The sequence below is a fragment of the Paenibacillus sp. FW101-FHT12H11 genome (genome assembly GCF_058790355.1).
In genome coordinates, this window is the sequence record NZ_JBYTCO010000020.1 from 40,287 (window position 1) to 63,737 (window position 23,451).

The window sequence follows — 23,451 nt, forward strand, 5'->3', positions numbered from 1 at the left end:
TTAGAAATAACCCTCCCGTTTGCGTCTTTCCATACTTCCCGCCGCTTCTTGGTCGATAACCCGGGTTGTCCGTTCGGATGAAACCGCACCAAGTGTTTCTTCAATAATGCTATCCAGCGAATCCGCTTCCGACTCGGCCCCACCAGTAAGAGGATAGCAGCCTAATGTGCGGAATCGCATCTTTTTCATTTCAATTTTCTCGTGCGGCTCCAACTTCATGCGATCATCATCCACCATGATGAGATGGCCGTCGCGTTCGATAACAGGTCTTTCTTGGGCAAAATAAAGCGGCACAATATCAATATTTTCTCTGCGAATGTATTGCCAAATATCTTTTTCCGTCCAGTTGGATATCGGGAATACGCGGATGCTTTCGCCTTTGTTAATTCTTGTGTTAAAAAGCTTCCACATCTCCGGGCGTTGGTTCTTCGGATCCCAGGCATGGTTCTTATTGCGGAAGGAGAAAATCCGCTCTTTCGCACGCGACTTCTCCTCGTCACGTCTACCGCCGCCGAACGCAGCCGTAAATCCGTACTTGTCCAATCCCTGTTTCAGGGCTTGCGTTTTCATGATGTCCGTATACGCGGAACCGTGATCAAAAGGGTTAATCCCCTGTTCAATCCCTTCTTCGTTGGAGTGAACGATCATCTTGATTCCGAACTCTTTCGCTTTGCGGTCGCGGAACTCGATCATTTCTTTGAACTTCCACGTTGTATCAATGTGCATGAAAGGAAACGGCGGCTTCTCGGGATAAAAAGCTTTGAGCGCCAAATGCAGCATCACGGAACTATCCTTCCCGATCGAATACAGCATCACGGGATTCTCACATTCCGCGGCTACTTCTCGGATAATATAAATCGCTTCAGCTTCGAGTTGATCCAGATGCGTCATTTCTTGTATGGAATCAAGCATCAGTTTTTGCATGGAAAGGTGCCTCCTTTTAATTCTTACTAAATCCATCGGTATTTTATTATATACTATCAGATTCTAGCTTTTATGCAAAGTGGAAGAAAGTGAAAATCTCAATAATTATATCAATTTTCTCGAATATTGTCGTAACAAATCATCAGCGAACAGGAATAAACCCCGGATGCTTAAAGCCTCCAGGGTCTATTTTGAATTCGGCGACCGTATTAATTATTTTGTGTAGACGTATAATGTTGGTGATTTTGCCAAGTTTGGTGATGTTGCCCTGTGTTGTGGTGTTGCCCCATGTTGTGATGCTGGCCCGTGTGATGCTGCTGGCCTTGCTGTCCGGTATGTTGATGGTGCTGAACATGGTGTTGAAGGTGGTGCATCGGATGATGATGCATATAAGCATGGTAGGGATGTGCAACATAGGCAACGTAGTGATGCTGCGGATGGTAAGCCATATGATGCATAGGATGATAAACATGATGTGGATGATAGGCATAATGATGCTGCGGATGGTAAACGTGATGAGGCTGGGCATGGTGAACTTGAGCTTGTGCTTGTGCGTGATGGGCTTGTGTTGGAGCATGGCCTACTGGCGCTACGATAGGTTGTTGGTAGATCGGGAGGTTATCTCCGGACCATTGTGGAGTTGGTTGCACAGGTTGAACTTGTTGAATCGGTTGAACTGGCTGAGCTTGTTGAATGGGTTGCACGGGTTGAGCCGGTATAACGGGTTGGACTGGCTGCACAGGTTGAGCTTTTTGGAGTTTCTCCGTTCTGGTTGAAGCATGATAAATCGGTAAGCTATCCTCTGTTGATCGGCTGTCTTTTGGCATTTTTTGTTCCCTCCTGAAGTAGGCATATGTCAATACGTCATCCTATGCATCGTTTTGCCATTAGGATATATGTCTATAGAAAATGGGCTCATTTACCAAGAGTCGTGAAAAAACCAGCCTTACGGACATGAATCCAGTCTCCAATTTTCGTAATAAGGGGCTTCTCCCGCAAAGGATGCTGAAATTCTGAGAAGTGGGAGAAATCCGGATGAACATAACGATCCGTCAGAAATGCTGATTTTGTACTGCCAGGCATTCTATATTTATTTAGGACATGAATAACTTCTTCCCCAGATGCAATTCCGAGGCCGTGACCATGTCCATAATATAGCTCGTTCTCCAGCAGCACAACATTCTCCCCCTTCCACCAGGGAAGCAGCTCTTCAACGTCGGGATTTTCAAAATAAAGCACATCCCCCACCACCGCCTCCTCCTTATTGAATCGGTCGATGAGGTTCAATTTGCCATTGGAATGCCAATCAAATAATAAAAGACCCGCGAATAAACGGTCGAATTGACTAGGGTCTATGGAGTGTAACAGAGCATGATACATAACAACGATGACAGCCATCGAACACTCGAACCCGTAGGAACCGCCATTTTCAAAAATATCCCTTATCGCGTCTCGCGGCTTAACACCATGATTTAACTGAAACCTGCCCTCGTTCGTTAAATGCCAATAGGTCGGGTTGCACAGCGTTTTCTGGAATCCGGCAAAATAGACACCGGCTCTACTCAGCTCCTTCGCCGACTCCATAATCTGCGTTCGCATACGCAGCTCAAAAAGCAAATCATGTATGGAGTCATACCGATACTCATAAGGACTGGCCTGCTTCTTTTGGAAAATGGCTAGTTCCAGCTCAGACAGCGTGCCTTCCCCAAAGGTTATATAGTTGATACCTTCGATTACGATCATGGACTTCTCCTCATAATGAAGTAAGTGTGATTCACCTATTTTTATATGTGGAGATTCCGGGTTATGTGAATCATGTATAGTTTGCCCCTCCTTCGACTTGCCAAACTGAGCCTCAAAGTACACTTCCATCACGTTCCATGCAACTGAAACATCGCATAAATATCCAAAAATCCATGAACCAGAATAATGGGAATAATACGCCTCTTTTTAGCAAAATAAATAGAGAAAATAAAAAATAGTAATCCATTTAAGATCGCAGGTACTGCACCTTGGTACAAATGATACGACGTCTGGATCAGCGTACTTGCAAGTACAGCAATCTCTTCCTTTTTAAAAAAGTGAAGAAACTCGGTTATTCCATACGCCCTTACAATTAACTCTTCAAAGAAAGGATTCACAATAATGAAAAGAAAATAAAATAGCGTGATGTTGCTTTTTAAAAATCCAATGTTCTCGGGCTCAGACCTTACATATGGAACGAATAGAATTAATACAATTTCGAGTACATAAAAGCAGAGATATAGTAATAACGCGTGACCAATATCGGTAAATTTGAAGGTCCAGCCAAGTTCTTTAAAGCTTCTCCCCTGGCTTTTGAGTACCACTCTCAATAAGATTAATCCGAGAAGTTCCAAGACCAAGGTAAAAACGAAACTTAAATGATTATCTTCTCCGCCATAGGAAGGGTGAAATAGAAGATATGTTGAACTCATAATTGGCCATCCTACTGCAAAAAACAGTACAATAATTAAGCATATTAACCTTTTTCTTGCCTCAAAGTCTAGCATCTCAGTTCTCCTCGAGCTTCGTTAACGGAATAAACAATCGTGTAATAAAACTTCTTTGCTACCTAACAGATGTAGTAATTGAAATACTTTCCCCCCAACTTCATCCAGTCTAATGACTTCGTTAGAAAGAGGAAAACCCCTCTGTCTTTATCCAAATTTAATTCATTTAACTCTTTCCTGAGACAAGCCAGCAAAATCAGATAGTTATGTTATAATTAAGAAGGTTATCTATAAACAGAGAAGTGTGTTTACTATGCAATGGCAGGAAGTTCGCAATATTTATCCTGATCAGTACGTCCTTCTCGAAATTTTAAATTCCCATACAGAAGAGAACATTCAGTACGTCGATGAGGTTGCTTTGATTAAAGCTATTCCACATCCAGATGATGCAACAAGAGAACTTTTACAATGTAGACAAAATAATATTGTTTATCATACAGGTCAAGATCAGATCACTATAGAAATTAGAAGAAGTGCCTTCTACAGAGGACGATAAGATGCAAATTTACCTAATCGACCACGGTATTAAATTTGAAAATGGGGACAAGGTTGTACGAAGCTTTGGTATCGGCGGAGATGAATACTATTGCAAAAAAAATTATCATTTCTATTTGCTTCTTTATTTTGAGAGCTTGTTCAAATGAACAAACTACCGTGAATACAAAGGATGTCAATATTTCTGATCTAGATCAAAGCCTTCAAACTTGGGTACAAAACAATTTGAAGAAATTGGCATTTACTTAAAAAAATCAATGAGAATAATGACCAAACAGAGGAAATAAATTACTTAATTTATTCAAGAAAAAAACTTAGCTATGATTACAGAATAACTAAATCGAAATTAGAAAATGGGACTTTACGTATTTATTTAAATGATAAAATGGCATCAAACGATCAATACGTAAAAAAAGAATCATAAACAATAATAACCTTAAAAACCCAACCTAAGAAAATTGAAATCTACTTAAATGATAAAATAACTAATTATAAGATAGAGTAGCAACAGAAACCTCCTAAATCACACTATCAAAGTGGAAATTGGAGGTTTCATTTTGTTGAAACTGATATTAAAAACCAAGAAATTCGTTTACTTCACTATTTCGCCCTTTGTCGGAATTCGGACTCCCTGGGGCACATTAAAGGAAGATACACCGGAAGACTGCTGTACGCTAGGATTTCGTATCGTGATGCTAATCTTTAGGTTGGTACTTCCTAAGTAGTTTGTTCCGTTGCCCGTTGGTATATTGTCTGCAACTTCACCTTCATACACAAGCTTGCCATTATCGTACATCTTTCCGGTTCCGTTGGCGTTGCCATTCACGAAATCGCCGTCGTATGCAATCGAGCCATTCATATAAAACTTGCCTTTACCCTGATAAATACCATCCTGATGCTCTCCATCATAATAAAGCGTTCCATATTCATAGAACTTGCCTTTCCCTGACATAGCTCCAGATGTGAACTGGCCTACATACTTATCCCGCTCATCGTCGGAAATAAATGTACCCGTTCCGTTGTATTGACCGTTCTTGAAAGTTCCCGTATATCTTGTTTTTCCATTCGAATGATATTCAGTCCCCGTTCCCTCAGGAATGACCGAATCTGGAGTAACCTGCCCCGCGTATTGCAGATAACCTTCGGGCGCATAAATTTTGGCATCCCCCAATTTATTATTCTCCGGACGTGTCATTTCCGAATACACGCTGCCATCCTCATTGTAGCCTATGTCCTGAATGACTCCATTCACTCTTTTTCCTTCTGAGCGCAGTTTTCCATCTTCGAAAAATGTTTTGCCAACCAAAATTACTTTCCCATTCACGAATTCGCCTTCGTAACGCTTTTGTCCGTTCGGGTAGTACGCTGCTCCTTGTCCATGCGCCACACCATTTACTACCTCACCTATGTATTTGTATGTTTTATCGGACATTTTGACCGTTGTTTCCTTCACAACTGCGCCAGACTTATCCGCTTTGGCAGGCACTGACGATGCAGTCGCTGGCATGCTGGCAATTGCCGCTCCATTCTCTGCAGCCTTGGAGGCGATACCCGTCACCGGTTCATTGGCAAGGATAGTTGAAGCGTTCTGACCAGGAGGTGTGGAGGCAGATGGTCCAGAGCTTACGTAGACTGGCTGGGCCGTGATTTTCTCATACAGGTTGTAGGCCAATGTTCCACTAATAGCAAGAAGAGAACCTAACAACAAAATAGCGAGCACATTCTTCATGTTGTCACCTCAAAAATTATTTAGTTTTGGATATCATCCGCATGACGCAAATACATATATTTCCTACATAGACAACTGTTTTCTACGTTAACATACTAGAGTTAATATTGAAAGTATTGTCGGGGCGCTTTCCGTTCAGTAATAGAACAAAAAACCTCTCAACTTGAGAGGTTTTGAAGATCCTGTTAATCCATTAGCCCTTTAAGCTTATTGTCCAAAATCCCTTTCTCCAGCCTCAAATGGAGCAATTCCGTATCCAGGTCCTGACCTATGGTATGAACCGCAGTAACAATATCCTCTGCAGTAAGTATATGAATAGAATCTGCCTTCTCGGAGATGTACGCTAGTATATTCCCTCCCATTATCAGTACTAACCACTACTTCATGCTTGAAATCATCTGATTTTCCACGCCCGGCGAGCACTAATATGAGTCCTAATTTTAAAATTATATAATTACCACTATATTTAACTTTTGTGCAATTCACTTGATTCTGCATTTAAACTTTTTAACTTATTTTCAAGAATTCCCTTCTCTAGCTTTAAATGAAGTAGCTCTGTACCCAAGTCCTGCCCGATTGTATGCACTGCGGTGACAATGTCCTCTGCTGTGAGGATGTGAATAGAATCTGCGTTATGGGAGATATACTTTAGAATAATGTCGATGAATTCATGGCAGAGGCTGATTCTTTGGGTTAGGATGGATTCTTCCTTTAGGGCTTCTTCGTATTTGGTTTGGATTTCTTGCATGGCTGCCACCTCCGATAAACTTAGGGTTGCTTTAAGGACACCTTCTGTGTCTGAGTTAAAAACTAGTTCTCTTAACTGGATGAAAAATTACGGGATAACGGCATTCCAATGAATATTCAGACACAATTCGTGTCATTTGTATTTTAATATATCTTATTTCCCTCAAACCATCAAGCATAAGCGAAACTTATCGTGTCCATTATAGTAGCAAACGAATTTTGTTACTTATAATGGTTTTGAGGTGATTATACGTGTTCGGCAAACGACTAGCAGAACTTCGAAACAATAAAGGCATTAGTCAGTATGAGCTTGCAACACAGATGAACCTATCACGCGGACAAATCGCTAATTATGAACAAGGCACTCGCGAACCTGATTTTGCAACGCTTATTGCGTTGGCTGACTTTTTTGAGGTAAGTTTGGATACACTTCTCGGTAGAGAATTGAAAGCCAACGTAGAGCTAGAAAATATTGCGTTTCTGACTGGAAGCAAAGAGAACCTAACACCAGAAGAAGCTGATTATTTAAAAGATAGTCTCAATTTGATTCGTAAGTATGAATCGCAGTTAGCAAAAAAGAATAAGCAATAAAACCCACCATGCAAAGGTGGGTTTTATTGCTTATTCTCGCCGATTATTACAAAATGAACAGCGGAATTAAATTTACATGCACTGTATACGGAAACATATCCACTGGCGTCGTAGCCTTTGCGGGGCAGGTCCATTACGATTACGCATTAGTGTTTTTGATGTTTTCATGAAGAGATTAATTATATTAATGGATTAATTGGTCTCGACCTATTAAAAGCTATGACATAATTATGGATCTTAAAAAGATGGCAATGCACTCCGCCCAATCTAATTAATCGGCTATCGGCTATCAAAGAACCCAGCCCTCATAAAGACTAGGTTTTGTTGTATAAATACCTGCTAAATCTCCATATCCACTTCTAACTCTCCCTACACCCTACGCTAACAACTCAAACCAACCTATTCCGCAACTCAAAAACCCGTTCCGACAAAGCATCAAGCCTATCCTTAACAAGAATCACACCCGAATACCGCTCGGGTATTCCCTCATATCCATAGTTCACTCCAGCAAGCCCCCCCGCTATAGCCCCTATGGTATCCGAATCTCCACCCAAGTTAGCCGCTCGCTCAACAACATCCGAGAACGAATCGCTAGTCAGCAACAAATGGAGAACGTGACGAAACGTATGGACGACAAAACCACTTGGCTCACATTCAGGAGTTCCATTTAAAATATCCTCATATTCCGTGTTCATGATCTCACTTTGAATTGCCTCTGTGAGCTTTTCATCGTCCAGTAGTCTCCAAACGATTCGGTTATATATCTCGCATGCCTGATTGCAACGTTCATCGTAATGGGTCATTTTCGATTGTAAACGAGATACCCTTTCAATATCCGAAAGATTAGGGTAAATCAAACCAACAGGAAGACAGCGCATAAGTGAGCCATTACCTGCACTTTGTCCTAAATCTAAGTCAGCTAAAAACGCAGCCTCAAACCAGTTACCTTGATAGTTACTGAGAGATCTTCTAATGATATTTCCAATATCTTTAGGATCCGATCTGTACCACTCGAGGAACTTCTCGCCGATCGCCTGCTCGGGTTCGTGAGGGTCAATTAGAATTCCTTCCGCCACGCAAAGGGTCATCATGGTATCGTCTGTTACTTCTCCTGGCGTGAGATCCCAAGCTCCGCCACCGACGATATCGGTGAGATATCCGTACTTTTTCTGGATTTCCCGGGTGCTCATAAATTCCGTCGTCCCGCCTAATGCATCACCTACTGCTACTCCGTAGAGACCGCCTTTAATTTTACTATTCAGACTCATAGAATCTCCCCCTTGAATAGATTAACAACTCTCTTTTCGTCAGTCTTATCCAGGATCGCAAAAACAATATGATCAAATAGCATCCGATAGCCTTCATCCATCAACACACGCTTAAACATTTTGGCAACATCGCTAGGATTATTTCTAAAAACGCCGCATCCATATGCCCCCAGAATGATAGCTTTCTCCCCATGTTTTGCCGCTACGGAAAGAATATACCGGATTCTCTCCAGCATGACCGGTTCAATCATACTCACTTGCTGCGGTTCCCGCTCGCGGACAACTCCAGCATTAACAGCTGGCGCTGTGAGGATGGAAACTGAATACGGATTTTCTAAAAGTGTGCAATCATCGCTTCGGAAGACGGGAATTTTAGGGGAATAGATCATATAATCTGAATACAGACAAGTCTTAAGATTCCGGTTATAAGTATACATCTCATCCATTTGTGAAATGCAGGGATATAGCGCAGAGGAACGAGCCAAACTTTCTTCCTGCGCCTGGCTGCCTCCAAGGAACCCCCCACCTGGATTCTTCGCAGAGGCAAAATTTAGACACAGGGTGTTCTGCAACCCTTCCTGTACCACAAGTCTTCGGGCGGCAGCCAAAGTAGATTCGTCCGTCACTTCAATTTTTGTTTGAATTCCCTGATGATTATTTATCCGGGATACAGCCTCCTGTTTAATTACCGGCAGTCCGTTTGGCGAATATAGTTTTGAGTTACGTATAGCCGTCTCAACCTCTTGTTCTATTGTAATTATGTTCCCTTCTGTGTTAAGGTAGTAACCTTTTTCTAGAATAGCTAACGTTTCTTTCGCTACTTTTGATCTTATTTCTCTGTTACTGTTTTGTAGATTCATATCACTCACTCCATTTTTCGAACTTCCAATTAATTCAATTTTCTATTCCAATTTATATAGTCTAATGTCCACATCCGTGAAAATATCACTGATCATTCCTAAAACAACACTCCAATCCCCACCGCCGCGATCGCAGCCAATTTTATAAGGAAGTGCTATTGAATAATGGTTTGCCTTGGCGAACTCGTACAACTGGGATAGAGCATTCTTTAAAGCGTAATCGTTCGTATATTTCCTGCCATCCCTACCGAAAGTTTGCTGGCCGAATAAATTCGCCACGTATTTATTTGTTCCCTTACCAACTTCGACAATTTGGCACGATCCGAGCAAGTTTCCCTTATATTGGTTACAAAATGATATATACTCTCTAAACACCTCAGGATAGAGCTGCTTCACTTGCTTGGCTACACCCGAGCCCATTACGGCCTGACAATTGACTTGATGACCAATAATGGATTCGGATGCTTGAAATAAGTCCCCTATTACGACGTTAACCACCGTACTCACTTCACTTTCTTCTCTCATTTATTCATCGCAGAGAGCAGGTCTTCCCTTAAATTCGTAAGCACTTCGCCCAACCAGTTAGTCCCTCTCCATGTACTGTTCTGCGCAATTAAAGGTTATTCCATCTATTTGAAATGGAGCAGGATGCCATTTTGAAAATGGCGATTCTGTCCGGTAGAAAAAAGTGAATTTTTCCATAGTAAATCCGTCCTCACATGGTTAAGTGTTCTCCCAATTGGGGTTAAAGCGATAAAGCTTGGAGGGGCGATGCCCGGCATCTTTTGTAAATTCATTCGTCTCTGTAACCATAGGCGCTATCTTTCTTCGAAATGCTGCAGCAAGCAGCTCTTTTCCGAGAATGACCTCGTAGACTTGTTGAAGCTCTGACAGCGTGAATAATGGAGGCATGAGATGGAACGCGATGTCGGTGTATTCGATTTTATTGCGCAACCTCTCTACGGCGTATTCAATAATTTTGGCATGATCAAAAGCAAGCCCCTGCGACTCGACAATTTCACGGCTGACTCTCCTTGTCCGCCCAGTAATCATTGTCGTTATCTTCACCGTTGCGGCTAGAAGCTCCGCTTCATGGTTCAGCGTTATTTTTACGATTCGCTCAAACTCGTACCCATCTTCCAGAATCGTTTTTTTCTCTTGGAAAACTTGATGTTTGACTTCAAACCAACGCGCGTCCGCTGCATCGTCACCCGCCTTAACATCTAGTGACGTCCGGTCCACAAGCGCCATATAAGAGGAACTGATTACCCGCGTTCTTGGGTCACGCCCCACGTCGCCCCATGTAAATAACTGCTCCATATAGAGGTTCTCGATATTGGCTTCGCTTTTCAATTCTCTTTGCGCCGCCTCTTCAATGCTTTCACGTACAGATACGAATCCTCCTGGTAGTGCCCATTGACCCAAATAGGGGTGCTCGCCCCTCTTAATGAGCAATAATTGCAAGGACTTTTCGGGCAGTTTCCGGTAATTATCTTGATCTTTATCAAAAACAGTAAAAATAAGCATATCCACGGTAACCGAAGGACGTTCATATATACTGGCATCATATTTTTGCAAAAATTCCCGCTCCGTCAACCCGTTGCGGTCTCTCATGATTATTTCCGTCATCTTAGTCACCTGTTGTTTTCGTTTTGTTAATAACACTTTGTTAATATCTAATTGTTATTATATAGCTTTGAAGATTATTGTCAATACATGGAAAATAAAAAAGTCCGATTTCTCGGACTTAAGAGTAGAAATTCATATTCATATTCCCGTGACAAGGTAAAAATAAATTCACAATTCGCCGCCTCGCTATGCAACGATATTAATTAAACGAATCCAACAACGTCTTCAATTGCGGGTTGAGCTTCAGCGTATTCAATATAATCTGCAAAGCTTCAGCGCGTGTGGCATTATTTTTGGGATCAAATTTCCCATCCGCTTTACCACTAATGATTCCTGCCTGCGCTTCAGCTTTGATCTCATTTGTTGCATAAGCCCCCTCTAGATCATTGAAATTGCCTTTGGAAGTGTCCTTCGCCACGTTGTTAAGGTTTACTATGCGGGACAACATAACTACCATTTCCTCGCGAGTAATCGTTTTATCCGGCTTGAACGTACCGTCCTCGTAGCCGCTGATTACCCCTGCCTTTACAAATTTCTCGATTGCGCCTTTCGCCCAGTGGCTATCAACGTCCTTCAAGACAGTGCTGGTATTGTCACCGCCATTGATATCGAATACCCGGTTCAGAATCATTGCGAATTCAGCGCGTGTGATATCACCATTCGGCTTGAACGCACCATCGTCGTAACCTTCAATCACATGTAGTTTTACCAAAATATTAATCGTCTTTTCTGCCCAGTGTCCTGTAGTGTCCGAAAGATTAGCTGTAGTCGGGTCTTTTTTAGCTTCCTGAATACGTGTTTCTATGTTCTTAACAACATTATTGTCGCCTTGTACTACATTCGACCTAAACACATCTGTTGAAGGATTTGGTGTCGAATCCGGTGTCTGTGCAGGTTCCGTAGTCTGTACAGGTGCAGGCGGCGATTGAGTGTCTGTATGAGAATCAGAATGACTACCGCCGCTAGTAGATCTGTTAGAGATCGTAATAACTTTGCTTCCTACAATACCGGAACCATCCTGTGCAGTTGCCTGAACGGTAACCATACCCACTTGAGTTGCAACGAGCAAACCATCCTCATTGATTGTTGCCGCCCCCGTACTTGGAAGTACCGACCAGCTAACTGTTTTATCCGTTGCATTGTCAGGAGTTACACTTGTACTAAATTGTAGAGAGTCTCCGACGTACACGGTTTCGCTAGCGCTGGACACTGAGATATTAGCAACCCGTTGGGGTTCCCGTGTAACATTAACTGTATAGGTTTGCACCGTTCCATCCTGTGCAGTCACTGCAAAACTAATGATATTTAACCCCATTTGTAAACTTATCGGATTATTAACTGGTGCTCCATTTAAACTCAAAGCAACGGTCGCATGGCTTTCCGTAGTTGCGTACGTAGCTGTTGTAACAGAAACATCATAAGGCACGGTCGCGGTATACGCATAAACATTTCCAGTTATCGGTTGATCTAGCGTAATGCCGCTTAAGTTCAGCGAACTTAAGACTGCGTTATTTGAACCTGCACGTGTAACGGCCACTGAATAGCTTTTCGTAGTTCCATCTTGCGCAGTAACAACAACACTAATGATATTTGAGCCCACGGTCAGATTAACTGGATTGTTAGCCGAAGCTCCATTAAGCCGTAAATCCGCAGTTGCATGGCCATCAGTAGTATGGTAGGTCACTGTGGTGACTGATACATCATTAGGCACTGTCGCGTTGTAGTTCGTCGTACCCGATGCAAACACTGGACTAAGCAACCCGCTCGTCAGACTCAAGCCGCTCAAATTCGCATCGCCTGATTTAGGCTTTGCAATGGCTTCGTTAGAGTAGTCGCTGCTTCCTCCTGCGTAATTGGCTTTGACTGCATAGTAATAAGTGGTTCCATTCGTCAATCCCGTTACCGTATGAGACGCACCGCCAACCATAACCACTGGAATCGAATCGTAATTACCGCTAGCTGTTCCTTGATAAACGCTATACGTAACTGCTCCCTGAATCCCCGTCCAACTCAAGGTTGCTTGGCCGTCTCCTGCTGCTGCCGTTAAATTGGTCGGCGCAGGTGCGGAAGCCCTTGACACCGTCACCGTATACGTCTTCGTTGTGGTATCTTGTGCTGTCACAACTACCTTAATCACGTTGCTTCCCTCGTCCAGGGTAATCGCAGGAGAAGCCGTACCGCTCGTCAAAGTAAACGGTCCGTCCGTAAGATTGCCGCTGCTTGTGTAGACACTCGCCGTTACCGCAGTATGGCCGGCATCGAATACCGTCGGCGTTACCGTGACGCTGGTCACGTCGTACGTTACGTCTGCTTCATAACTCGTTATGTTCGGCGCAAATATCGGATTCAGCGTACCTCTCGATATTGCTAGGCCGCTCAAATTCGCATCGCTTGATCTAGGCTTTGCAATCGCTTCGTTGGAGTAGCCGCTGCTTCCTCCTGCGTAATTGGCCTTGACTGCATAGTAATAAGTATTGCCATTCGTCAATCCCGTTACCGTATGAGACACACCGCTAACCGTAGCCACTGGAATCGAATCGTAATTACCGCTGGCTATTCCTTGATAAAGACTATACGTAACTGCTCCCTGAACCCCGATCCAACTCAACGTTGCTTGGCCGTCTCCTGCTGCTGCCGTCAAGTTTGTTGGCGCAGGAGCTTGAATCGTATACGTGAACGTTGCCAGGTTGCTGTTCAAACTGCCTGCCTTTACCGCTATCGCTTTGACAGTTGCGGTTGCGCCAGGACCGCCGCTGATCGTCACGTTGGTCCCGCTCGCGCTGCCTGTCGTTGGCGTCGTGCCATCGGTCGTGTAATAAATCGTCGCTCCGCTTGTTGCGGATCCCAAAATCACTTTACTGTTGTTCGCTACTGTAGCCCCGCTTGCTGGATTGGCTGTCGGCGTGGCAACCTGCCCCCTTATATTTACGGATATGGTACGGGTTACCGTTCCGCCGACGCCATCGCTTACCTGTACCGTAAAGCTGTCGGTACCGGAGTATCCCGCTGTCGGTGTATACGTAATCGGGCTGCTTGGAGCGATATCGGCACCACCGCTGGGAGCTGTCACATTGGTGATGCTCAACGTACCATGGGAAGGTGGAGTACTGGCTGTCCATGTCTCGATCTGACCCAAATCCGTGTCGCTGACGTGCAATAAGCTTGTGATATCGGCAGCACCGGAATTTTGATCGACGGTCAGGGTCGTGATACTTCCTATAAAAATCGGAACGATGTTTTGACCAAGTGCTGTACCAGAGGTTTCTTGCGGTTTAAATAAAAATATTTTATTGGCCCCTCTATCCAACACATAAACATTCCCACTGCTATCTGAAGCTACATCATGCGGAATCATAAAACCAGTATCGGACAATGTTAGCGCATAGCTGCCGTCACTATTAAAAACTTGCACGCGTTTATTAGTCTGATCTGTAACATATAGTCGGTTGCTGCTATCGGTGTACAAACCCCAAGGACCATTAAAGTGGCTATTGTCTGTATCTGGAGCGTTCAGAGATCCAATCGTTTTTACTTTTGAGTACGTACCCGAACCTGAGTTATATTGGTATTTGAACACAACTTGAGAATTATATTGTGAGACGTACAGATTTCCTGAATCATCCACGGCCAGCCCCATTGGCCTTCCACTAACCCCGGAAGAATCAACGACGATCATATTCGTCCCATCGAGGTCGAATCGGTATACGATATTAATATTTTGATCAGACACGAATAGATGCCCATTGCCATCCAGTGTCATGGCTTCAGGGATTGGTGTTTTGCTAGCATTTGGCGGCAGCGTGATGGTTCGCAACCAGTTACCTTGGGCGTCAAACACTTGCACACGATTATTGGTAGTATCTAGGACATAGATATCCCCTGTCGTCCTCTCGACTTCAACTGCCCTCGGCGAGTTAAAGTGGCTGTTGTCTGAACCGAGTACTCCTTTAACACCAAGCGTCTTATATAGACTTTCGTCACTATTATAAATTTGAACGCGATGATTCCCCAGATCCGCGACGTATATTTTACCGCTTGCGTCAACCGCCAGGCCACGAGCAGCATTTATATCCCATCCCGTTTTTACAGCAGCAGATACAAAAGAACAATTAACAAATAACATGGCAACCATGATAAGAAACGCAGACACTTTCTTCATTGATATCCCCAATCCTTTGCACAAGGCCCAGTTATTAATTCTGTCGCATTGTGTATTTTTTTGTCATGCCCATTAACCATAGCACACCGTTCTGAGCAAATTCTGAGCAAAAAGACGGCTTACGCCTTCGACTCAATCATCGTTGGCATCGCCGGGGGATCTTAATGGGGTCAATCTCGATGTATCCAATCATTATCAATAACTTTTCTAGCAAATCCAGCGCTGGTCGCTATTCGACTTTTCCTTTTTGTCAGATGTAATGTGCCCGGAGCCTTAGAAGAAAAAGCAGCCATCACAGAGGATACTCTGCAACAACTGCTTTCTCAGTTCGGAGTTCATCTAGCAAACCGCGATCTTCCTGAATAATACTCGACATCTTCTTCCATAGACATGTGCCCTATAATCCTGTAATCTATTGTGACACTATAGGAATGTGGAGGTGCTTAATCTTTGGCGAAAGATATCCGTTCAAGAATTGAAATTGATCAAATTAACTGTGAGAAAGAACTCACTCTCGCGTTAATCGGAGGCAAATGGAAACTTATTATCCTCTGGCATCTGGGCATCGACGGTACTAAGAGATTTAGTGAGCTTCAGAGGCTCATTCCCCATATCACGCAAAAGATTTTAACCAACCAGCTCCGCGAGCTGGAAGAAGACCAGCTTGTCGAGCGAACCGTGTATCCGGTTGTTCCCCCAAAGGTTGAATATAAGCTGACTCCATATGGAGAAAGCCTCGTCCCGATTCTTAAGCTGATGTACAACTGGGGGAAAAATTATGGCGAAGAAGTGCTCGGCAGAACCTCTAATTCTGAGCTAATACCACTTCAAGCTACTGAAAAATAAACGAGTATATATCTATTACAAACCGGTAGACTCCGCATGGAGTCTGCTTTTTTGCGCTCTACAGTATCCTACAGGATACAGACTTACTTGAAAGTGCGTACTTCCATAAATTTCGGTATCGTCCTACTATGAACTCAGCCCTAAAATAATAATTCATCTAAAGGAGACATTTCATTATATGGAACTTCAACTGGCACTCGACTTGGTCAACATCCCTGAGGCAAAACAACTTATAAAAGAGGTAGCGCCTTATATCGATATCGTGGAAATTGGAACTCCTGTTGTGATCAACGAAGGGCTTCGCGCCGTTAAAGAAATCAAAGCAGAATTCCCATCGCTTAAAGTACTCGCCGATCTCAAAATCATGGACGCCGGCGGTTATGAGGTGATGAAAGCTTCCGAAGCAGGAGCTGATATCATTACCGTGCTTGGTGTATCCGATGATTCCACGATTAGAGGCGCTGTGGAAGAAGCTCGGAAACAAAACAAAAAAATTATGGTTGATATGATTAATGTGAAAGATATTGCCGTCCGTGCAGTAGAAATCGACAACCTTGGCGTTGACTATATCTGTGTACATTCCGGCTACGACCATCAAGCAGAGGGTAAAAACTCTTTTCAGGACTTGGCTACAATTAAGCGTGTCGTAAAACAGGCAAAAACAGCAATCGCTGGCGGCATTAAACTTCAGACACTGCCTGAAGTCATCCACGCACAGCCTGATCTGGTTATCGTGGGCGGCGGTATTACCGGCGTTGAAGATAAACCAGCAGTTGCAGCTCAAATGCAGCAACTGATCAGACAGAGATAATGGAAATGAGTACGCTGCAAACTGTATCCTCTATTCTTCAAGAACTGGAGCGCACGCTTCAAGGTATTCAACCAAATGAGATTGATGAGCTTGCTCATCAGATTTTAACAGCTGAAACGATCTTTGTAGCAGGAGCAGGACGCTCTGGGCTGATGATGCGCGCATTCGCGATGAGACTTATGCATATGGGACTCCGTGTTTATGTGGTAGGAGAGACCATAACACCAGGTATTACCCAAGGTGATCTGCTTCTGGTTGGGTCAGGGTCTGGCGAGACCAAAAGCTTGACGGCAATGGCATCCAAAGCCAAAAGCACAGGCGCCTCGGTTGCTGCCATTACAATTGTATCAGAATCAACCTTAGGTATATTATCTTCTACGGTCGTACGCATTCCCGCTTCTACCAAAGAAAGCACATCGGGCAGTTCCAGGCAGCCTATGGGAAGCTTATTCGAACAAGCCCTCCTGCTGCTGCTGGATACGGTCGTACTAAGCCTTATGGAGATAAAGGAACTTCAAGGTGCGACTATGTTTAAGAATCACGCCAATCTGGAATAAAAGCAACAAGAAAACTCGGTACCCTTCCATCGGTATTTTACCGTTTGGAGAGGAGGCCGAGTTTTTGTGCTTAAATCTAAACTTGTTATGATCTGATATGTCGTTGATCTCATTAAAATATTGAATTTCAAATCCCATTTGTTTAAACCCATCAAAAGCCGCGTAAAATTATGATTGGCAATTTCGTTATCAAAACCTCTTTTAATATATACCTTCATAGATTTCACCTACTCATCCGTTATAAAATAACGCTACCATTTCACCAATAATATAAACAGTGTTACCAAGCTTAAAGTTTTAACTACTACTCGTCACCAAATACATGTTCCCATATCAAAAACAGCCAGAGGAGGGTTGGAATTCCTTCGCTGGCTATTAGACTATTTATATGAATTTAGTACCCTAAGTTACTTAACCGCACCTATGTACTTTTTCAAACTTTCCTCAACACAATCGGCAATTAATTGTACGAATGGTTCTAAATTTTTCCACATACTTGCTAATTCTAAAGTTTCGTAATATTTCAAACGAGCATCATTTGCAGCTTTAACAATAGCTGGTGGAAATCCGTATTTCATTAAAATTAAATTCATTAAAAGCCGTGCTGTACGGCCATTACCATCAGAAAATGGATGGATGTATACAAAACGAAAGTGTAATTCCGCTGCTAGTTCAACTGGGTGCAATTTATCTTTGTGTTCATCATACCATTGAATTAAATGTTCCATTTTCTCCGCAAGCACTGAGAAGTTTGGTGGGATATGCTCAGGGCCTGATATCAAAACGTTGATCATCCGATATCGCCCTGCATTCTCATCGTCAATATTTTTAAGTACTAGATGATGAATTGATTTTATGACATACTCAGTCAATTCCATGTTTCTATTTACTACATCTTGTACGTAATTAATTGCTTCTGAATGGTTAACGACTTCAAAATGCTCACGCAGCTTTTTACCACCTATTGTTAAACCTTCTTCTAAAACCAATTTGGTTTCTAAAAGTGTTAACGTGTTACCTTCGATGGCATTCGAGTTGTACGTCCATTCGACCCTATAAACTTGTTCCAAATTTCTTACAGCAGCCGCTGGTAGAGGACGCAATTTATCTAATTCATTTTTTAATATATCTATTTTACCAAAGTTCAAGTTGGTCCCCTCCCTACGCTTATTACCATTATATCACAGTTAACATGAATTAGACGTTTGACTGATTACTCTCTTTTATTAATCTACTTCGACATACAATCAAGCAATCTTATTGTGTACTTTATCAGATTATAATCGTGTTCCATCTCCAACATACTTTTCCAAATAGACGAACTTTCCTTGTATCCATCGGTGTTATGATAAAGCATCTTCAGAAACTGTCTAATATCATCTGCTATTTCCTTTTCTCTATTAGTCAATATTATAGATTCTAAGAACTTCTTTGTCTTAATAAGTATTTGTTCATCGTTCTCTCCATTATATTCCACACCAATCATCCGTATTAGAGTCAAACTCACTCCATTCTCCTTCAGCCCAATTCTCTGCTTCAATCCATAAGGTATAAGAGTCCACTTCCATAATTGAAACCATACCCTCTCTTTATAAAATCGTGCATTTAACTATTATCTAGTTGAATTGCAATAAATTCTTTCGCAACCACATACGAATCACCAAAAATTAAGACCTTGTAATCTGTTTGCTTACCTTTCCATTGCTTATCACTTTTGGTTGGAAGTAACGTGCCTTTTAAACCGTTATCCTCCAGCACGTTAAAATATTCCTTAATAAGATTTACTGGGGCTTTCGCGAACAAACCTAAATCAAATCCTAATAACCATTCTATTTTTCCATTCATATATGTTCCAAAAGGTATTAGGTTATTTGTAATATCTCTATGGGCAATGTAAAGTTCCCCAATTATCTTCTTACTGTCTTTTACGTGTCCTTTGAAATAAAGTTCAAAATAGTCTTTATTGTAGTCCCATAAATATACATGCTCATCTAAAACCTTAAAATCAGAAAAGTAAAACAGTTCAAGTTTGTGTTCACCAAAATCATTGCATTGAATTTCCCACTTTTGAAGTACGTTCTCATCATCCTGATATGTAAGTTCAAGAGTGAGTATTATACTATTTCCATTAACTACAAAGCTTACTAAGCTTAAATAAACATCATCTTCAATTACTTCATTATCTATGGCATCTATCATGTTTTGAAGCATATTAAAGCCCCCTTTGCTCCAATAAAATAATTCTTTTCTTAACGACTTGCAACTACTGCCTTATTATATCACCAATTTACAAATTCAGGATATTAGTCTATCGAGATTGAATATTACTGTTAACGCAAAAAAGCCCTCTAACAAGGGCTTTTTAACATCTGGAGACATTATCGTTTTAGATAAAAGAAATACCTTGCTCGATGACACCAATATTTAATATGTTAGAACAACCCACATTGATTTCTCACTCGTTGTTCCCTTTCCTAACCAACAAAGCCACCGACTCCACATGTGTAGAGTAATCAGTAAGAACAAGAGCTATTACTTGCTTCCAAACTCATCGAGCAATGCACGCACTTCACTCGTTGAATTCGTATTCATTAAGTTATTTCTTAATTCGCTAGCTCCTCGGAATCCACGGACATAGATCTTAAAGAAGCGAGTCATAGGCTTAAACAGACGCGGCTCCCGTGCTGAATAGTGATCATGGAGATCCAGATGCAACCGTAGAAGGTTAAGCAATTCCCCACTGCTATGCTCCCTCGGCTCCTTTTCAAAGGCGAAAGGATTATTGAATATACCACGCCCGATCATAATTCCATCTACACCATACTGTTGTGCGAGCTGTAACCCGACTTGGCGGTCAGGTATATCTCCGTTAATGGTCAACAGCGTATCCGGTGCCACCTCATCGCGAAGCTTCTTAATCTCCGGGATTAGCTCCCAATGAGCGTCTACTTTACTCATTTCCTCTCTTGTGCGCAGATGAATGGATAGATTAACGATATCTTGTTTCAAGATATGGGTTAGCCAATCGCGCCATTCGTCTATAGCACTGAAACCCAGCCTTGTTTTTACGCTTACGGGCATTCCTCCGACTTTGGCTGCTTGAATGATCTCCCCTGCAACTTCAGGACGACAGATCAAGCCGCTTCCTTTCCCATTCTCCGCAACGTTGGCTACAGGACAGCCCATATTGATATCGATACCTCTAAACCCTTGTTTCGCCATGCCGATACTCATCTGACGGAAGTATTCCGGCTTATCTCCCCATATGTGCGCGACGATAGGCTGTTCATCCTCTGTGAAAGTCAAACGCCCGCGAACGCTGTGATTCCCCTCCGGGTGACAATAGCTCTCCGTGTTCGCAAACTCCGTAAAGAAAACATCGGGTCTTGCCGCTTCGCTCACGACATGACGAAACACAACATCCGTCACATCTTCCATGGGAGCCAATACAAAAAAAGGTCGCGGCAATTCGCGCCAAAAATTATTGATCATATCATAAACCTCTCTATGGAAATCAGGACTGTTCAATATCCCAATTCATCTTATTTATTAGCTATCCGTTCCATTGTCAACCTTGGACAACGTAAATTAAAATTAGCTGCCTTCGCCTGCTTAAGTGGGAAGATAGCGATCTAGGAAGAACGCGCAGCCAGGTCCATAAACTATTTTAGAACATTTGATATAGATAGTTCCACTGTGCAGGCGCGAATTCTTTTTAACTCGTCTAAGAAGCTCGAATTTTGCAAGGACGCCTGCTTAAGTAAAGAACCTCCAACCCTTTGTGAAAGAGATGGAGGTTCATGCATTATTTATTTAATGGATTGTTGGGTACTATCGATAGGTGGATTCGAGTTATCCAACATCAGCCAAATTTACCAACGGCCGCACATACTGACGACTGTCATAAAGCGGAATTCTGACTTCAAAGGCGCTTCCGATCCCCAGCTCGCTTCGCACGCGAATGCTTCCATTGTGAAGCTCTACAAGCTCTCGCACAATGGCGAGCCCCAAGCCGGATGAGCCTTTATGCTTCACTGGTCTGCCTCTCTCCACTTTGAAGAAGCGCTCCCAGATGAGCCCTTGATCCTCCGGTGATATACCGATTCCCGTATCGGTTACCGTGATGAGGACACACCCTTCCGACGGAACCGCCATCGCCTTCAATTCTATCGTTCCGTTCTCGGTGAACTTAACTGCATTTTTGATCAAATTATTAAAAATTTGTTCCAGTCGATCCGGATCGGCGTGAGCCTGTGGCGAATTTTCATCTTCAAGGCAGTGAATAACCGTCCCGCGGAGTTCTGCTTCCGGTTGGAATTTAAAGGACAGCTTGGACAGCATCGCCTGAACATCGACCGCCAACCACACAAGATCGATTTCCTTATTTTCCAGCTTCATTAAATCGGTAATATCATCAACCAGCCGGTTCATATGAAGCGTTTCGTTAACCATGATCTCGTAATATTTTTCCCGCGCTCCTTCTTCGATCAAACCATCCTGAAGCGCCTCCAAAAAACCCTGCATCGCCGTAAGCGGCGTTCGCAGCTCATGGGAAACATTAGCCAAAAAGTCATGCCGCAGCTGATTCAGCTGTCTCTTTTCCAGATCAACGCGCGCAAGTTGCTCCACCATGTGATTAATGGTTGTCGCCAGCTCACCAATCTCGTCTTTGGAATCTATTTGAATTCTCTCACTGTAATCACCGACGGCAATCTTGGCTGCCGCCTTGTCGATCTGTTGGATGGGTCGGGTAATGGACCAGGATAAATAGGAGGATACACCAAATGAAAAGAATATACCGAGCAAGGTAACCCAAAGGATGGTTTCTCTAAGCTGCGCGATGGTCTCATTCATCCCTTTAAGAGGCGAATGCAGTACAATACCACCGTATACGTCGTTGTCTTTTCCCCATGGGACGGCAATCGAAAGCATGCCTTCCTTAGAACCTTCGGATAAATTCCATATGGCGGGTTCACCATTCAGGACTTGTTTTACAACTTCAGCGCTGACGGTCTTACCTACGTTCACCTCATCCTTTGAAGATGTAGTAACGATGTTTCCGTTCAAGTCAAATATCCAAATACGCGAATCAAAGGCTTGATCGAAAAAACGCAGCTGCTCCTTAAATCTATCATTCGGTTCCGTCTGATTCTGAATGGCGAGATTAACCTGCTTGGCTTGCCGGATCATCTCATTACTTTTGGAGTTGACGATATAATCCTTGGCAAACAACGAAATAACGAGCCCTACCGCACATAGCCCAAGAAGCACCGTAACGATGGAGCTGGTCAACATTTTGCGGAGAATGCTTTTATTTGGATTTAGGTACATGCTGCTACCTCAAATTTATAGCCCACTCCCCAGATCGTATGAATACAAACATGATGGCACGCACTTAGCTTTTCACGAAGCTTTTTAATATGAACGTCCACCGTTCTCATATCGCCCAAAAAATTATATCCCCACACCTGCTCCAGCAGCTGTTCTCTTGTAAACACGCTGCCCGGAGATTTCGCAAAAAATGCGAGCAGTTCAAACTCCTTGGGGCGCATATCAATTTTCATACTCCCCGAGAGCACCTCTCGGCGGTTCACATGTATGACTAAATTATCAAACTCATATTGGACGGGTGCATCCACCTCAATAATCGACTGTCCCTTCTGCATTCTACGAAAAATCGCTTTAATGCGCGCCACCAGCTCCCTCGGACTGAAGGGCTTGGTCATATAATCGTCGGCGCCCAACTCAAGACCCAGCACCCGATCAAACTCATCGTTCTTCGCCGTCAACATAATGACCGGCACATCATAACGCTTGGTAATCTCCCGGCACGTTTCATAACCGTCGAGTCCGGGCATCATCACATCTAGTATCACGATATCAGGCTTAACTTCCGCTAACATGGTCAGGGCCGAGACACCATCTGGGGCCTCGATTAATTCGATGAGCTGCTGACGGAAGTAGAGCCGGATGATTTCTCTCACATTCGGATCATCATCCACAATCAACACTTTCCAAGTCACAAGCGGTTCACACCTTTCTATGATCCTCTCATAGACTTCTGAAATTATTTACATTTTAAGGGGGTATTCGAAGTTGTATGATTTATATTGCATAATAGAAACCACATAACAACCTTCAAGAAATGTGTCAAAAAGCCGCTTTGGAAGCGCGTTGAATGCCGTCAGCCCCCGCGTCATACAAGGCATTTTCCGCTTATCGCTCAAAAAAGAGGCTGTCCCAAAAGTAACTACTAAATAATTACCGTGACAGACTCAAGCATTGGAAAAAGTGAAAATTTGGA

At 43.0% G+C, this 23,451-nt stretch carries 21 protein-coding genes and 1 pseudogene; 5 read left to right on the forward strand and 17 right to left on the reverse strand.

Annotated features, from left to right (window positions below):
* The 4 genes from cysD to AC3WTJ_RS36695 all read right to left on the reverse strand — a co-directional run bounded on the left by cysD (position 1) and on the right by AC3WTJ_RS36695 (position 3,455).
* The gene (cysD, locus tag AC3WTJ_RS36680) at positions 1-924 is read right to left on the reverse strand and encodes a sulfate adenylyltransferase subunit CysD (RefSeq protein ID WP_492526630.1); all 924 of its coding nucleotides are present in this window, start codon (positions 922-924) and stop codon (positions 1-3) included.
* A 209-nt stretch (positions 925-1,133) separates the two neighbouring features.
* Positions 1,134-1,751: a hypothetical protein gene (locus tag AC3WTJ_RS36685; protein WP_492526632.1), complete on the reverse strand. Its 618-nt coding sequence runs from the start codon at positions 1,749-1,751 to the stop codon at positions 1,134-1,136.
* An 88-nt stretch (positions 1,752-1,839) separates the two neighbouring features.
* A complete protein-coding gene (locus tag AC3WTJ_RS36690; RefSeq protein WP_492526634.1) occupies positions 1,840-2,667 on the reverse strand; it encodes a protein-glutamine gamma-glutamyltransferase in 828 nt (275 codons plus the stop codon).
* A 128-nt stretch (positions 2,668-2,795) separates the two neighbouring features.
* Positions 2,796-3,455 (reverse strand): CPBP family intramembrane glutamic endopeptidase, encoded by a 660-nt coding sequence (locus tag AC3WTJ_RS36695; RefSeq protein WP_492526636.1) that lies wholly within the window; start codon positions 3,453-3,455, stop codon positions 2,796-2,798.
* 253 nt (positions 3,456-3,708) lie between these two features.
* Here AC3WTJ_RS36695 and AC3WTJ_RS36700 point away from each other — a divergent pair, with 253 nt between their 5' ends.
* The gene (locus AC3WTJ_RS36700; RefSeq protein WP_492526638.1) at positions 3,709-3,951 is read left to right on the forward strand and encodes a hypothetical protein; all 243 of its coding nucleotides are present in this window, start codon (positions 3,709-3,711) and stop codon (positions 3,949-3,951) included.
* Between the two features lie 591 nt (positions 3,952-4,542).
* On the opposite strand, the gene AC3WTJ_RS36705 is transcribed toward AC3WTJ_RS36700, so the two are convergent.
* Positions 4,543-5,679, reverse strand: coding sequence for an MORN repeat-containing protein (locus AC3WTJ_RS36705; protein ID WP_492526640.1), 1,137 nt, complete (start codon positions 5,677-5,679; stop codon positions 4,543-4,545).
* Between the two features lie 466 nt (positions 5,680-6,145).
* Positions 6,146-6,427 carry a hypothetical protein gene (locus tag AC3WTJ_RS36710; protein ID WP_492526642.1) on the reverse strand — a complete coding sequence of 94 codons (282 nt, stop codon included), beginning with the start codon at positions 6,425-6,427 and terminating at the stop codon, positions 6,146-6,148.
* Positions 6,428-6,678: 251 nt separating this feature from the next.
* Between AC3WTJ_RS36710 and AC3WTJ_RS36715 the strand changes: the two genes are divergently transcribed.
* The gene (locus AC3WTJ_RS36715; protein WP_492526644.1) at positions 6,679-7,017 is read left to right on the forward strand and encodes a helix-turn-helix domain-containing protein; all 339 of its coding nucleotides are present in this window, start codon (positions 6,679-6,681) and stop codon (positions 7,015-7,017) included.
* A gap of 389 nt (positions 7,018-7,406) precedes the next feature.
* On the opposite strand, the gene AC3WTJ_RS36720 is transcribed toward AC3WTJ_RS36715, so the two are convergent.
* From AC3WTJ_RS36720 to AC3WTJ_RS36745, 6 genes and pseudogenes are all read right to left on the reverse strand, one after another.
* Positions 7,407-8,285, reverse strand: a complete 879-nt coding sequence (locus tag AC3WTJ_RS36720; protein ID WP_492526646.1) for an ADP-ribosylglycohydrolase family protein — start codon at positions 8,283-8,285, stop codon at positions 7,407-7,409.
* Positions 8,282-9,145: a TIGR02452 family protein gene (locus AC3WTJ_RS36725; RefSeq protein WP_492526648.1), complete on the reverse strand. Its 864-nt coding sequence runs from the start codon at positions 9,143-9,145 to the stop codon at positions 8,282-8,284. Before AC3WTJ_RS36725 ends, AC3WTJ_RS36720 begins: the two co-directional genes overlap by 4 nt.
* 42 nt (positions 9,146-9,187) lie before the next feature.
* Positions 9,188-9,652: a macro domain-containing protein gene (locus AC3WTJ_RS36730; RefSeq protein ID WP_492526650.1), complete on the reverse strand. Its 465-nt coding sequence runs from the start codon at positions 9,650-9,652 to the stop codon at positions 9,188-9,190.
* An 87-nt stretch (positions 9,653-9,739) separates the two neighbouring features.
* A pseudogene (locus tag AC3WTJ_RS36735) lies at positions 9,740-9,847 on the reverse strand (NADAR family protein); the annotation flags it as partial.
* Positions 9,848-9,868: 21 nt separating this feature from the next.
* Positions 9,869-10,774, reverse strand: coding sequence for an NUDIX hydrolase (locus AC3WTJ_RS36740; protein ID WP_492526652.1), 906 nt, complete (start codon positions 10,772-10,774; stop codon positions 9,869-9,871).
* 199 nt (positions 10,775-10,973) lie between these two features.
* Complete coding sequence (locus tag AC3WTJ_RS36745; protein ID WP_492526654.1) at positions 10,974-14,933, reverse strand: S-layer homology domain-containing protein; 3,960 nt, start codon at positions 14,931-14,933, stop codon at positions 10,974-10,976.
* A 450-nt stretch (positions 14,934-15,383) separates the two neighbouring features.
* Between AC3WTJ_RS36745 and AC3WTJ_RS36750 the strand changes: the two genes are divergently transcribed.
* The 3 genes from AC3WTJ_RS36750 to hxlB all read left to right on the forward strand — a co-directional run bounded on the left by AC3WTJ_RS36750 (position 15,384) and on the right by hxlB (position 17,147).
* On the forward strand, positions 15,384-15,779 hold the full coding sequence (locus AC3WTJ_RS36750) for a winged helix-turn-helix transcriptional regulator (protein ID WP_127455617.1): 396 nt from the start codon (positions 15,384-15,386) through the stop codon (positions 15,777-15,779).
* Between the two features lie 178 nt (positions 15,780-15,957).
* Entirely contained in the window at positions 15,958-16,590 is a 633-nt protein-coding gene (gene hxlA / locus AC3WTJ_RS36755; RefSeq protein WP_492526657.1) for a 3-hexulose-6-phosphate synthase, read from the forward strand.
* A gap of 5 nt (positions 16,591-16,595) precedes the next feature.
* Positions 16,596-17,147 carry a 6-phospho-3-hexuloisomerase gene (gene hxlB / locus AC3WTJ_RS36760; protein WP_492526659.1) on the forward strand — a complete coding sequence of 184 codons (552 nt, stop codon included), beginning with the start codon at positions 16,596-16,598 and terminating at the stop codon, positions 17,145-17,147.
* A gap of 407 nt (positions 17,148-17,554) precedes the next feature.
* Here hxlB and AC3WTJ_RS36765 read toward each other — a convergent pair whose 3' ends face one another.
* From AC3WTJ_RS36765 to AC3WTJ_RS36785, 5 genes are all read right to left on the reverse strand, one after another.
* Positions 17,555-18,295, reverse strand: a complete 741-nt coding sequence (locus AC3WTJ_RS36765; protein WP_492526661.1) for a Fic family protein — start codon at positions 18,293-18,295, stop codon at positions 17,555-17,557.
* 457 nt (positions 18,296-18,752) lie between these two features.
* A complete protein-coding gene (locus tag AC3WTJ_RS36770; protein WP_492526663.1) occupies positions 18,753-19,358 on the reverse strand; it encodes a hypothetical protein in 606 nt (201 codons plus the stop codon).
* A 321-nt stretch (positions 19,359-19,679) separates the two neighbouring features.
* A complete protein-coding gene (locus tag AC3WTJ_RS36775) occupies positions 19,680-20,639 on the reverse strand; it encodes a tRNA dihydrouridine synthase (RefSeq protein ID WP_492526665.1) in 960 nt (319 codons plus the stop codon).
* Between the two features lie 360 nt (positions 20,640-20,999).
* Positions 21,000-22,478: a sensor histidine kinase gene (locus tag AC3WTJ_RS36780; RefSeq protein WP_492526667.1), complete on the reverse strand. Its 1,479-nt coding sequence runs from the start codon at positions 22,476-22,478 to the stop codon at positions 21,000-21,002.
* A complete protein-coding gene (locus AC3WTJ_RS36785) occupies positions 22,469-23,170 on the reverse strand; it encodes a response regulator transcription factor (protein WP_492526669.1) in 702 nt (233 codons plus the stop codon). Before AC3WTJ_RS36785 ends, AC3WTJ_RS36780 begins: the two co-directional genes overlap by 10 nt.
* Positions 23,171-23,451: the final 281 nt, after the last annotated feature.

Excerpts from the sequence above, each read along its gene's own strand:
- cysD (WP_492526630.1), bottom strand. The coding sequence starts at position 924 with ATGCAAAAACTGATGCTTGATTCCATACAAGAAATGACGCATCTGGAT.
- AC3WTJ_RS36685 (WP_492526632.1), bottom strand. The coding sequence starts at position 1,751 with ATGCCAAAAGACAGCCGATCAACAGAGGATAGCTTACCGATTTATCAT.
- AC3WTJ_RS36690 (WP_492526634.1), bottom strand. The coding sequence starts at position 2,667 with ATGATCGTAATCGAAGGTATCAACTATATAACCTTTGGGGAAGGCACG.
- AC3WTJ_RS36695 (WP_492526636.1), bottom strand. The coding sequence starts at position 3,455 with ATGCTAGACTTTGAGGCAAGAAAAAGGTTAATATGCTTAATTATTGTA.
- AC3WTJ_RS36700 (WP_492526638.1), top strand. The coding sequence starts at position 3,709 with ATGCAATGGCAGGAAGTTCGCAATATTTATCCTGATCAGTACGTCCTT.
- AC3WTJ_RS36705 (WP_492526640.1), bottom strand. The coding sequence starts at position 5,679 with ATGAAGAATGTGCTCGCTATTTTGTTGTTAGGTTCTCTTCTTGCTATT.
- AC3WTJ_RS36710 (WP_492526642.1), bottom strand. The coding sequence starts at position 6,427 with ATGCAAGAAATCCAAACCAAATACGAAGAAGCCCTAAAGGAAGAATCC.
- AC3WTJ_RS36720 (WP_492526646.1), bottom strand. The coding sequence starts at position 8,285 with ATGAGTCTGAATAGTAAAATTAAAGGCGGTCTCTACGGAGTAGCAGTA.
- AC3WTJ_RS36725 (WP_492526648.1), bottom strand. The coding sequence starts at position 9,145 with ATGAATCTACAAAACAGTAACAGAGAAATAAGATCAAAAGTAGCGAAA.
- AC3WTJ_RS36740 (WP_492526652.1), bottom strand. The coding sequence starts at position 10,774 with ATGACGGAAATAATCATGAGAGACCGCAACGGGTTGACGGAGCGGGAA.
- AC3WTJ_RS36745 (WP_492526654.1), bottom strand. The coding sequence starts at position 14,933 with ATGAAGAAAGTGTCTGCGTTTCTTATCATGGTTGCCATGTTATTTGTT.
- hxlA (WP_492526657.1), top strand. The coding sequence starts at position 15,958 with ATGGAACTTCAACTGGCACTCGACTTGGTCAACATCCCTGAGGCAAAA.
- hxlB (WP_492526659.1), top strand. The coding sequence starts at position 16,596 with ATGAGTACGCTGCAAACTGTATCCTCTATTCTTCAAGAACTGGAGCGC.
- AC3WTJ_RS36770 (WP_492526663.1), bottom strand. The coding sequence starts at position 19,358 with ATGCTTCAAAACATGATAGATGCCATAGATAATGAAGTAATTGAAGAT.
- AC3WTJ_RS36775 (WP_492526665.1), bottom strand. The coding sequence starts at position 20,639 with ATGATCAATAATTTTTGGCGCGAATTGCCGCGACCTTTTTTTGTATTG.
- AC3WTJ_RS36780 (WP_492526667.1), bottom strand. The coding sequence starts at position 22,478 with ATGTACCTAAATCCAAATAAAAGCATTCTCCGCAAAATGTTGACCAGC.